Source organism: Alterinioella sp., assembly GCF_058343375.1.
In genome coordinates this window covers 24377-35316 of record NZ_JBTUJH010000068.1, presented here as the reverse complement: position 1 = coordinate 35316, position 10940 = coordinate 24377, and the positions used below count along the sequence as shown (strand labels likewise).

Genomic DNA, 10940 nt, shown 5'->3' with positions numbered 1-10940 from the left:
CCGATGAATGTATTCGATGTCGGGCAATGGATCAGCGCGGCCCCGACCTCGCGCAGCCGGTCGCGTTCGCGCGGCTCCAGGTGGATGGCGTGGCCATAAACGCCGCCCGGCCCGAGCAACCCATACGCCTCATATGTGTCCAGATAATCGCGCGCATTGGGGTAGAGCGATTTCACCCAGGCAATCTCGTCGGTCTGCTCGCTGAGATGGGTTTGCATCAGGCACTCAGGGTGCTCGGCCCAGAGCGCACCAAGTGCGGCCAGTTGCTCCGGCGTCGAGGTCGGCGAAAATCGGGGCGTGATGACATAGCTCAGCCGATCCACGCCATGCCAGCGGTCCAGCAGCGTTTTGCTGTCATCATAGGCCGACTGCGCGGTGTCGCGCAGGCCCTCGGGCGCGGTGTCACGATCCATGCAGGTCTTGCCCGCCAGCGCCCGCAGTCCGCGCGCCTGCGCTTCCTCGAAAAACGCATCGACGCTTTCGGGATGGATGGTGCAAAAGCTTGCCACAGTCGTGGTGCCCGCCGCCAGCGTCAGGTCGAAATACCGCGCTGCAATCCTGCGCGCATAGGCGGGATCGGAAAACCGCATCTCCTCGGGAAAGGTATAGGTGTTGAGCCAGTCGATCAGCCGCTTGCCCCAGGATGCGATGATACCGGTTTGCGGGTAATGGGCATGGGCATCGACAAATCCCGGCAGGATCAGGTCGGCCCCGTGATCGGTGATGCTGGCGCGCGGATGGGCAGCACGCAGGTCATCGGCGCGGCCCAGGGCCGCGATCTTTCCGCCTTTGATCAATACGGCCCCCTGGCGCTCGTGGCGGGCGCAGGTCAGGCCATCGACAAAGGGATCTCCGTCAAACCGCAAGGTCTGGCCCAGGATCAGTTTTTCATTCATTTGCACGCCTTCCGCCGCTCTCTGCCCCTGTCCTATCGCGCAAGCGCTGTCTATGTTACCGGGAAAAAGGCGGACAGATCATATCGGGGGGCGAGCGCATGGCAAAGGACGACACCCATATCGAAGACGCGCCGGACGATGCCTATGCGTTGGATGCCACGCTCTATGATGATGTGGTCGCGGCCATTGCCGCGCGCGACACGGCCCGGCTGGAGGCTCTGTTTGATCCGCTGCACCCGGCCGACATCGCCGATTTTCTGGAACAGTTGTCGCATGGTGAACGCGCCGCGCTGCTGTTGTTCTGGAGCGCCGGTATCGACGGCGAAGTGCTGTCGGAACTCGATGAAGGCCTGCGCGAGGATGTCATCGGGCTGTTGCCCGAGAATGTGCTGGCTGATGCCGTCCGCGATCTGGAAAGCGACGATGTTGTCGACATTCTGGAAGATCTGGAGGATGCCGAACAGCATGAGGCCATTCTTGGCGCGCTGGATGACGTTGACCGGGCGGCGGTGGAATCGGCGCTCAGCTATCCCGAGGACAGCGCCGGTCGCCTCATGCAGCGCGAGGTCGTGCGGGTGCCGGAGTTCTGGTCGGTGGGTGAAACCATCGACTTTCTGCGCAATCAGACATCGGATCTGCCGGAACAGTTCTATCATGTCATTCTGGTCGATCCGCGCATGAAGCCGGTCGGCAATGTGACGCTTGGGCGGCTGCTGGCGACGCCGCGCGACGTCAAGATGCGCGATATCATCGAAGAAACCTTTGTGACGATCCCGGTCAATCAGCCCGAATCAGAGGTCGCCTATGCGTTCAACCAGTATCACCTGATCTCGGCCCCGGTGGTCGATGAGGATGGGCGGCTGGTTGGCGTCATCACCATTGACGACGCCATGATCGTGCTGGAGGAAGAGGCCGAGGAAGACATCCTGCGTCTGGCCGGTGTCGGCGAAGGCAGCCTGAGCGACCGGATATTCGAGACCACCAAACGCCGCTTTCCCTGGCTGTTTGTCAACCTGATCACCGCCATTCTGGCTTCGGTGATCATTGCCCAGTTCGAGGCGACGATTGCGCAATTCGTGGCGCTGGCGGTGCTGATGCCGATCGTGGCGTCGATGGGCGGCAATGCGGGCACTCAAAGCCTGACGGTCGCCGTGCGTGCGATTGCCACGAAAGACCTTACCGGCTCGAACCTGATGCGCGTTGTGATGCGCGAGGCGGGAGTGGGCCTGATCAACGGGTTGGTTTTTGCCACGATCATGGGGCTGGTCGGGTTTTTCTGGTTCGGCTCGGTTGCGTTGGGGGCGGTCATTGCCGCCGCCATGGTGATCAATCTGGTGATCGCGGGCCTGGCCGGGGTGCTGATCCCGGTGGCGTTGGAGCGGATGGATATCGACCCGGCGCTGGCCTCGGGGGCGTTCGTGACGACGGTGACCGATATGGTGGGGTTCCTGGCCTTTCTGGGCCTTGCGGCGGCGGTGTTGCTGTGATGCGGGGCCGGGGTCGGGCGCTATGAGAGCTGCCGCAAGCTCATCTCATCAAGATCGGCGGCAAAATCTTCGGCGCTGACGCCCTCAGCCAAGGCACGCGTCGCGGCCGCAATTTCCGGGTTGGAGGCCCAGGAGGCACAGCTTTCGGCGCGGGGAAGGCGGATGTTTTTCGATTTTGTCATTGAAGCCCCGACGCGGTTCAGCCGCGAGATCCAAGGGGCCGCCTGCTCGGTTCTGAGCCAGGTCGGCGCGGCTCTCTGTCGCCCCCGGTTTCTGATCCAGGAGATCATGGCGGAGGCCGACGCGATCAAATCGTTGGACCATTTGCAAATCGGGGCAGGCACCAACCGGTCACCCTGCGGGGATCTCCAGTGTGATCGTCCGGCCCGATTTCACATATTGCAACGAGCGATTGCCGACAGCGGCAACCCGTCCGCCATCCAGCCGGTCGCCCGATCCCACCGTCACGAACCGGCCGGATGGCAGACGCACAAGCGCGCGCCGGTCCGAATCCGATCCGGTCACGCCGATCAGGTTGATGCGGTGCAGGTTGATGGCGTTTTCGCGCGTGGCGGCCCGCGCGACGGTGGCGGAACTTGGGATTTCAGGCTCGACGGTGTCGGGCAGGCTGGCGGCGACAGGGGCCAGGTTGCCGCCCCCGCCCGCCGTCGAGGCGACACTATCCGATCCACCGGTTGCGCGCGCCGCGCGGGCGGTTTCGACAATCGCATCGATGTTTCCCGGTCTTGCCCGTGGCACGAATGAAACGGCGACCGCCCATTCGCTGGTTGCGGTGATTCCTACCGCCCCGGCATCTGCATCGGCCGCGTCATGCGCCGCTTCAGCCTCGGCTGCGGCCAGTTCCTGAACTGAGGCCGGGCGGCTTTCGGGCCGGATCTGGCCCAGTTCGGAAAAGGTGATGCCTCCCAACAGGGCCCGCTCGCGCTGTTCCTGCAAATCAGCCGGGCGCCCGGCAGGGCGGCGGGTGCCCAACAGGGCGGTGTCGATGGCCCCGGCTGTCGGATCCGCCGCCGCGGTTTCGGCGGCGGCGGCGGCGATGGTGGCGGGCGCATCACCGGGGCGTTGCGACGGGGTCACAACCGGCGCACCGGCAAAGATCAGGATGCCATCGGGGTTCAGCGTGCCCGTGGGCGATGGCACGACCAGGCCGTTGTCATCCAGCACGAAATTGGTTTCGGGATCGACCGGGCTGGATTGACGGCGCGGCAAATCCGCGGCTGCGTCAAAGCGCGGCACCGGCAGGGCAAAGGCGTCGATACTGGCCACCGGCGGGTCGAGCCCGGCCAGAAACACATCCCCCAGCTCGGTTTCGGGCGTCGGCAGCTCAATCACCGGTGGGCGCTGCCAGATACCGGTGAGGGCGTAGAAATTCTCGGTCTCCGCGACCGAGGGCAGCAGCGTCTCCGGATCAATGCGCGACACGGCCACCGGGGCTGGTCCAAGGTCAAGATCGGCGTCGATATCGGGCAGCAGATCGGGGGCCTGCGGCGGTGTGGCGGAAATCTGCGGCGCGGTGGCCTCGGGCGTCAGGCTGGCCAGGTCCGGTCCGGTATCAATCAGGTCTGGCGGGGGCACCGACAATTGCGGTGTGTCCGAGATCTGCGGCGCGCTGTCGACCTGTTCGATACCAGGTTCCTGCCGCTCCATCCCCAGCCAGCGGGCCATCGCGGTATCAGGCAGATAGAACACCGCCCAAAGGGCGATGAGGCCCAGAACGAGCAATAAAATCAGCGTCATGATAAGCCCGGCACGCAGCGATGGCCCCCGGCGGTCGGGAAATCTGCCACGTCCCAGAAGGCCGCCGGTCATAATGGCATCGGCACTCGATACAGAGGATGGCACCGGGGATGTGCGGGCTCGCTTGGGTGCCGGCAGGCGCGGCTTGCGCGCGGGCGGTGATGCGGGCGGTGATGCGGGCGATGGTGGCGGGATGTCATCGGCGGCTATGCGGGCGGCGGCAGGTTGTCGGGCAGTGCCGTTGTCGGGGGCTGCCTTGGGGGTATCCGCATCACCCGGTTTTGTCGGTTGCGCCTTACGCCCAAGGGATTTCAGCCGCGCGGTGATAGATCCGACGCCCGTCGATCGGGGCGCTTCGTCCGTGGCCCCGATGGGTTCCGGCCTGCGTCTTGCCGACAGGCCAGAGGCGGTTTCGCGCGCCTTTTCCGCCCCGGCGGAGAAACGCTTTCGCATGCCCGACAGGCGGCCGCCGCCGGGCGGTCGTTCGGCACCATCCGGGACGGGCTGAGCGGGGTCGGGCGCAGGCGGCAAAGCCGGGCGCTGCGGCGGCGCGAGATCGCCGTTGCCTTTGCCTGTACGCTGTGCCCTGAGCTTGGTCCGCGTCAGCGGCGGCAGGTCGGGGGGCGGGCCGGCGGCAACCGGGCGTTTCGGGGTCACATCGGGGGCCGCGGCACCCGGTTTTGCGATGCCACGACCAAACCGGGGCTGCGCGGCGGCTGCGGCGGCCACCATATCCAGACGTGAGGGGCGCGAACTGACCCGTTCCGCGGCGGTTTCCGGCACCGCGCCGCGGGCCCGCCCCGCCCCGAAACCGGGAGGCATCTGCAACGGTTCGTCCGGCTCCGGCTCTGCAGCCTCTGTTTCGGTCTGCGGAGGCTCAGATGGCGCAGTTTCGGTTTCGTCATTGCCGGATTCAGCAATGGGTGCGCGGCCCTCGACGGTCAATGTCTCGGTTTCTTCAGCCAAACCAGCGGGCGGCTTTGCAGGCCCGGGCGGCGTATCTTCCGGGTCTTCGTCACCCTGACCTTCAGGGGCCAGATCAGAGGCCGATGTTTCGACCGGGTCAGCCTCAATTGGCGCGTCAATTTCCGGGGCTGTGACGGTTTCAGCCATGTCCCCGGCAGCAGCTGCCGCGCCGTCGGTTTGCGGATCCGCTGCGTCATCGGAAGGCGTATCCCCGGCAGTTTCTGCTTCTGCCACCACCGGCTCCGCGGCGCTGTCTTCGGCACCTGCTGCCTCCTCGGGCGCATCCTCGGCATCCGGGTTGGATTTGGGCCAACTGTCATGGCCAAATTCAATATCCGCGATCGATGTGGTCCAGTCGGGCGACCTGTCAAAATGGGCCAAACCGGGATAACGGTTATCCAGCGGCCGGGCGGCAAACCCTGCCGGTTCGAACCCGTTTTCGCGGGCGAAGTCTTCTGCTTCGGCCAGGGTCTCGCGCGCGACAACTGCCAGTTTCACCCGGCCATCTTCCAGCGGGACGAAATCATAGGCCAGATCAGAGATCCCGTAAGGCGTCAGCCCGTCCAGCCCGGCATGGATCTGTTCAAGCCTGTCGGTCTCGTCGGGGCCGGGCGCGGTCAGCGATGTGAACAGGATCTGGTCATCGGGCAGGATCACCAAAGTGGCAAATCCCGGGCCCGCGCGATCTTCGCCGCGTTGGCGCATTGCGGCCAGCGCGGCCGGCAGATCCGGCACATCCAGTGCGGTATCGGCCAGCACAGCCCAATGGCCTGCTGGTTGACGATGCGCCAATGCGATTCCATCCGGCGATAGAAACAGAGCAAATTCCGGTGCCATTCATGCCCTCTGTCAGGCCGGGCCGCGTAACCCGTGCGGTCTACATGCTTAAACCCCGGCTCCCTATAGCAGGAAATCACCAAGGAAAACCTGCTGCCACCCGCCCGGGGCGCGGGGTGGCGGAAATCATCCTAAGCTCTTTGGGCAAATAGTTAAAGCACCGTGAGCCCCGGCAGGCTTGAAGGCATCGGCAACAATGCGCCGACAGGCCATCGGGCTGGCACCTTGGGTATTTTCCAGTGCAAAAACGCCCGCAAACCCTGTGATGATCCGCCGGTTTTTTCGATCCGGTCGGGAATTTGGGAAGGCTGGTCAGGCCCTCGGCAAAAAATGGGGCAAGCTCGCGGCCAATTCGGGGCGGCGGGCCTGGAATACGCCATGATCACATGCGCCCGATTCGATTTGCATATATCGGGCGCAGTTCGCGTCATGACCGGCGGGCAACCCCCCTGTCATTACCGTTCCCGCCCTCTCCAGAACCCGACCCGCGTGCCGTGACAAACGTTAAGAGCACAGCCGTTAACCTTAACGCCCGCCTTCTTTGTGCGCGAAATATCCCGGGGGGTTTGGGGGGCTGGCCCCCCATCCCGGTTCTCAAATCAAGCCGTCGCCTTGGCCAACGCCTGATCCAGATCGGCAATCAGATCCGCGACCGTTTCGGTTCCGATCGACAGGCGCACCACATTGGGCGCGGCCCCCGCGGCCTCCTGCTGTTCGGGCGTCAACTGCCGGTGCGTGGTCGAGGCCGAATGAATGACCAGAGACCGGGTATCGCCGAGATTGGCCACATGGCTGAAGATCTCCAGCGAATCGACCAGTTTCACACAGGCCTCATAGCCGCCCTTGACGGCGAAGGTGAACAAGGCCCCGGCCCCTTTCGGGCAGACCTTTTCGATGCGGTGGTAATAGGGTGAGCTCTCCAGCCCGGCATAGGTCACGAAATCGACCCTTGCGTCGGCTTCCAGCCATTTCGCCACCGCCACCGCGTTTTCCACATGCCGGTCCATCCGCAGGCTCAATGTCTCGATCCCCATCAGCGTGTAATGCGCGCCTTGCGGGTTCATCGTCATGCCCAGATCGCGCAGCCCGATGGCGATGGAGTGGAAGGTGAAGGCCATGGGGCCGAGCACCTCAGCGAACACCAGCCCGTGATAGGCCGGCTCGGGCGTGGAAAGCGACGGGAATTTGTCAGAACCCATCCAGTCGAAATTCCCCGAATCGACCACGCAGCCGCCGGTGACGGTGCCGTTGCCGGTCAGGTATTTGGTGGTCGAATGGACCACCAGCGTGGCCCCCAGGCTGATCGGGTTGCACAGATAGGGCGTGGCCGAAGTGTTGTCGACAATCAGCGGCAATCCGGCCGCATCGGCGATATCGGCAAGGGCGCGGATATCGGTGATGTAGCCGCCCGGATTGGCGATGGATTCGCAGAACAGGGCGCGGGTGTTTTCGTCAATGGCCGCCTTCACCGCGTCCAGATCATCTGTATCGACAAATGTCGCAGACCAGCCAAAACGCTTGATGGTCTGGCTGAATTGCGTGATCGAGCCACCATAGAGCCGGGTCGAGACCACGACATTCAGCCCCGGACCCATCAGTGGAAACAGTGCCATGATCTGCGCCGCATGGCCCGACGAGCAGCAAACCGCCCCGACACCGCCCTCCAGCGTCGCGATACGTTCCTGCAAGACCGCGACGGTGGGGTTGGTCAGGCGCGAATAGATGAACCCGACCTCCTGAAGGTTGAACAGCGCCGCCGCATGATCGGCATCGCGAAACACATAGGCCGTGGTCTGGTAGATCGGCGTCTGGCGTGCGCCGGTGGTCGGGTCGGGCTTTGCGCCCGCGTGAATTTGCAGCGTGTCAAAGCCGTAGGTGGGTCCGTCGGACATTGGTGGTAGCCTCCCCTGATCAAAGATTTCCCGCAAATCCATAGGCGAACTGACCCCGCGTCACAACCAGAGGCTTTGTGGCGGCCAGGTGGCCGGGTTCCAAAAAGAACGTTGTTTCGCAATTGCGGCACGGATCAGAAAGGGTGTTCCGCGCAGCCCATGAAAGCCGGAACGGGCAGGCGGTTACTCCGCGGTCACAGCAGGCAGAACCGGCAGGTCATAGCCCGCCGCCGCCAGGGCCGGGATCACCCGATTGCGCAGGCTGCGCTGCACGAGGGGGCCACGGAAATGCAGCACGATGACGCCATCATCATTGATGAAAAAGGTCTCGGGCAGGGCGCTGACACCCCAGGCGCGGCCAACATCGGCATCGGGATCCGCGCCGATAAGGGTATAGGGATTGCCCAGATCGGCCAGGAAAGCCGCCGCATTTTCCGGCTGGTCGAGGTAGTTGATGCCGTAAAGCGGGGTTCCGGCCTCGGCCAGCGCGGTCAGGGTCGGGTGCTCGGCGCGGCAGGGGGCGCACCAACTGGCCCAGAAATTCACCATGACCAACCCGTTGCCGGTCAGATCGTCGCGGCGCAGCAGGTCGATCTGGTCCAGCGGGCGCAGGTCCAGATCGGGGGCCAGGCTGCCTTCACGGGTTGCGGGCAGGGCGGCTGTGCCGGTGGCGCGCGCCGGGGTGTCCGGCGTATTGATCAGCCGATTTGCGGCCAGCCCCAACAAGACCAGTGACAGAACCAGCGGCAGCACCATCAGCCAGAGGGTTCTCATTTCCGCGCCCCCCGGCGGGCCTCGGCGTCGCGCAATTGGCGCAGCACGCGGCGTGCCTTCCAGATCGATGCAGCGATCAGCGCGACGAGAAACAGCAGCGTCACCGCATAGGCCGACAGCACCTCAACGGCATAGCGTCCAAGATCCGGCATCAGGCCATCCTCTCGCGCTGGATCAGCGCCTTGAGGCGGCGGGCGCGAATCTCGGTCCTTGTGCGGTAGAGAAGCAGCGCCACAAAGAGCAGAAAAAACCCGCCGATCGCGGTCCAGAGCGGATAGGCAAAGACATCGGCCACGTTTTCCTCGGCATCCAGCGACAGCGAAGCGCCCTGATGCAGGCCCTGATTCCAGAACAGCAGCGCATAGCGCGAAATCACCGCAAAGACGGTGCCGACAAGACACAGCACCGAGGTCAGATCGGCGGCCGCATCAGGGTTCTCCACCGCTTCCCACAGCGCCATATAGCCGAGATAGAACAAAAACAGGATCAGGAACGAGGTCAGCCTCGGGTCCCATTCCCACCAGGTGCCCCACATCGGCTGGCCCCAGATCGCGCCGGTGAACAGACCGATCAGGGTAAAGACCATGCCAATGGGGGCGGCGGCCTTGGCGGCCAGAACGCTGACATGATGGCGTCGGATGATCCAGATCAGCGAGGTGACCAGCATCATGAACCAGACGCTTGTGGCCATGATCGCGGCGGGCACATGCAGATAGATGATCTTGACGGTGGAGCCTTGTCGGTAATCATCGGGGGTAAAGAAAAAGCCCCAGATCAACGCAGCCGAAAGGACCAGCGCCGCAAGCGTGCTGACCCAGGGCAGAATCGCACCGGATGTGGTCATGAATTTGCGTGGATTTGCGTATTCCCAGATCGACATGCGCGCAACCTATTCCCGGTTATGGGCCGCGACAATGGGGTGTGTGGCCGCGCGCCTAGCGCAGATTGACGCGGAGGGCGGCGGCGGCGGCAAAGGGCATCGCGGCCAGCGTCGCCAGGGTGATGCCCGCCAGCATCGCCAGCGGTGTCGCGGCGGGCAGCCCCTCGGCCCCGCGCCGCACCGCCTCGGCCCCGAAAATCAGGGTCGGAATATAAAGCGGCAGCACCAGAAGCGACAGCAAAAGCCCGCCGCGCCGAACCCCGACCGTCAGCGCCGCGCCAAAGGTGCCGATGGCAGAAAGTGCTGGCGTTCCAATGGCCAAGGACGCAACCAGCCAGAAAAACCCGGCCCCCGGCAGGTTCAGAATTACACCCAGAACCGGGGCTGCCGCGACCAGCGGAAGCCCGGTGGTCATCCAATGCGCCAGCGCCTTGATCGCCGCCACAGCTTCCAGCGGCAGGGGCGAGGTGGCCAGCAGCTCCAGCGAGCCATCCTCCCAATCCAGGGCGAATATCCGGTCAAGCGACAAAAGGCAGGCCAGCAGCGCCCCGATCCAGAGAATCCCCGGCGCAATCTTGGATAAGATTTGGGTTTCAGGGCCGATCCCGAAGGGCATCAGCACGGTGACGATAAGAAAAAAGGCCAGGCCAAGGCCAAAGCCGCCCCCGGCCCGGACGGCAATCGAAAGATCGCGTAGAAGAAGGCCCCTCATAAGGCCTCCTCCATCAGAAAGGGATCATCCGTCTGGGCCGTGTCGCGGGCGATGAAAGGCGTGATGTCAAGGCTCTGGGCATTGGGCAGGCCCAGGTCGATATGGGTTGCAATGATGGCCAGGCCGCCCCCGGCCAGATGTGCGCCCACGGCGCGGCCGAACCGCGCGACATTTGCGGTATCAAGCGACACGGTGGGTTCATCCAGGCACCAGATCGGCCGCCCCGTGACCAGAAGCCGCGCCAGGCTGAGCCGGCGTTTCTGCCCGGCCGACAGATTGCCCGCGGGCCGGTCCGCGAGGGCGGCCAGATCAAAGGCCTCGATCGCGGCCGCGATGGTGCCCGTGCCAAACACACCCGCCCAGAACGAAAGGTTCTCGGCCACGCTGAGTTGCGCCTTGAGCCCATCGGCATGGCCGGCATAGGCAATACTGTCATCGGGCGCGATTATGCGCCCCGCCAGCGGCGGCGTCAGCCCGGCCAGGCTGCGCAACAGCGTCGTCTTGCCGGCACCGTTCGGGCCGCGCAGAATCAGCGCTTCACCCGGACCCACGCCAAAGCTGACACCGGCCAGAACGGGCAGCCCCCCACGGGCACAGGACAGGGTATCGACAACAAGCATCATGGCGTCGATCCCTAGCGGAAACACCGCGAGGGGGGAAGCACCTGCCTGTCACGGTGAAAAATGCGGATTTCGGTATGCAATTGCATACAAAATCGCCGCACCCCCTTGATCGGTC

At 64.3% G+C, this 10940-nt stretch carries 10 protein-coding genes; 1 reads left to right on the top strand and 9 read right to left on the bottom strand.

Going from position 1 to position 10940, the window contains the following annotated elements:
* The coding region (locus ACW8PS_RS09860; RefSeq protein WP_491527214.1) for a guanine deaminase at positions 1-896 on the bottom strand (896 nt) is incomplete at its 3' end.
* Positions 897-994: 98 nt separating this feature from the next.
* Between ACW8PS_RS09860 and mgtE the strand changes: the two genes are divergently transcribed.
* Positions 995-2383, top strand: a complete 1389-nt coding sequence (gene mgtE / locus ACW8PS_RS09855) for a magnesium transporter (RefSeq protein WP_491527213.1) — start codon at positions 995-997, stop codon at positions 2381-2383.
* Positions 2384-2403: 20 nt separating this feature from the next.
* Here mgtE and ACW8PS_RS09850 read toward each other — a convergent pair whose 3' ends face one another.
* The 8 genes from ACW8PS_RS09850 to ccmA all read right to left on the bottom strand — a co-directional run bounded on the left by ACW8PS_RS09850 (position 2404) and on the right by ccmA (position 10825).
* Positions 2404-2565 (bottom strand): hypothetical protein, encoded by a 162-nt coding sequence (locus ACW8PS_RS09850; RefSeq protein WP_491527212.1) that lies wholly within the window; start codon positions 2563-2565, stop codon positions 2404-2406.
* A 169-nt stretch (positions 2566-2734) separates the two neighbouring features.
* Positions 2735-5944 carry a hypothetical protein gene (locus ACW8PS_RS09845; RefSeq protein WP_491527211.1) on the bottom strand — a complete coding sequence of 1070 codons (3210 nt, stop codon included), beginning with the start codon at positions 5942-5944 and terminating at the stop codon, positions 2735-2737.
* A 599-nt stretch (positions 5945-6543) separates the two neighbouring features.
* Entirely contained in the window at positions 6544-7836 is a 1293-nt protein-coding gene (locus ACW8PS_RS09840) for an O-acetylhomoserine aminocarboxypropyltransferase/cysteine synthase family protein (protein ID WP_491527210.1), read from the bottom strand.
* 183 nt (positions 7837-8019) lie between these two features.
* On the bottom strand, positions 8020-8610 hold the full coding sequence (locus ACW8PS_RS09835; protein WP_491527209.1) for a DsbE family thiol:disulfide interchange protein: 591 nt from the start codon (positions 8608-8610) through the stop codon (positions 8020-8022).
* A complete protein-coding gene (gene ccmD, locus ACW8PS_RS09830; protein ID WP_491527208.1) occupies positions 8607-8762 on the bottom strand; it encodes a heme exporter protein CcmD in 156 nt (51 codons plus the stop codon). The genes ACW8PS_RS09835 and ccmD overlap by 4 nt, the downstream gene beginning before the upstream one ends.
* Positions 8762-9490 carry a heme ABC transporter permease gene (locus ACW8PS_RS09825; RefSeq protein ID WP_491527207.1) on the bottom strand — a complete coding sequence of 243 codons (729 nt, stop codon included), beginning with the start codon at positions 9488-9490 and terminating at the stop codon, positions 8762-8764. The genes ccmD and ACW8PS_RS09825 overlap by 1 nt, the downstream gene beginning before the upstream one ends.
* A gap of 55 nt (positions 9491-9545) precedes the next feature.
* A complete protein-coding gene (ccmB, locus tag ACW8PS_RS09820) occupies positions 9546-10202 on the bottom strand; it encodes a heme exporter protein CcmB (RefSeq protein WP_491527206.1) in 657 nt (218 codons plus the stop codon).
* Positions 10199-10825, bottom strand: a complete 627-nt coding sequence (gene ccmA, locus ACW8PS_RS09815) for a heme ABC exporter ATP-binding protein CcmA (protein WP_491527205.1) — start codon at positions 10823-10825, stop codon at positions 10199-10201. Before ccmA ends, ccmB begins: the two co-directional genes overlap by 4 nt.
* Positions 10826-10940 lie beyond the last annotated feature (115 nt).

Bases quoted from the DNA above. Each gene is read 5' to 3' on its own strand.
- ACW8PS_RS09845 (WP_491527211.1), bottom strand. From the start codon at position 5,944: ATGGCACCGGAATTTGCTCTGTTTCTATCGCCGGATGGAATCGCATTG.
- ACW8PS_RS09850 (WP_491527212.1), bottom strand. From the start codon at position 2,565: ATGACAAAATCGAAAAACATCCGCCTTCCCCGCGCCGAAAGCTGTGCC.
- ACW8PS_RS09835 (WP_491527209.1), bottom strand. From the start codon at position 8,610: ATGAGAACCCTCTGGCTGATGGTGCTGCCGCTGGTTCTGTCACTGGTC.
- ccmB (WP_491527206.1), bottom strand. From the start codon at position 10,202: ATGAGGGGCCTTCTTCTACGCGATCTTTCGATTGCCGTCCGGGCCGGG.
- mgtE (WP_491527213.1), top strand. From the start codon at position 995: ATGGCAAAGGACGACACCCATATCGAAGACGCGCCGGACGATGCCTAT.
- ccmA (WP_491527205.1), bottom strand. From the start codon at position 10,825: ATGATGCTTGTTGTCGATACCCTGTCCTGTGCCCGTGGGGGGCTGCCC.
- ACW8PS_RS09825 (WP_491527207.1), bottom strand. From the start codon at position 9,490: ATGTCGATCTGGGAATACGCAAATCCACGCAAATTCATGACCACATCC.
- ACW8PS_RS09840 (WP_491527210.1), bottom strand. From the start codon at position 7,836: ATGTCCGACGGACCCACCTACGGCTTTGACACGCTGCAAATTCACGCG.
- ccmD (WP_491527208.1), bottom strand. From the start codon at position 8,762: ATGCCGGATCTTGGACGCTATGCCGTTGAGGTGCTGTCGGCCTATGCG.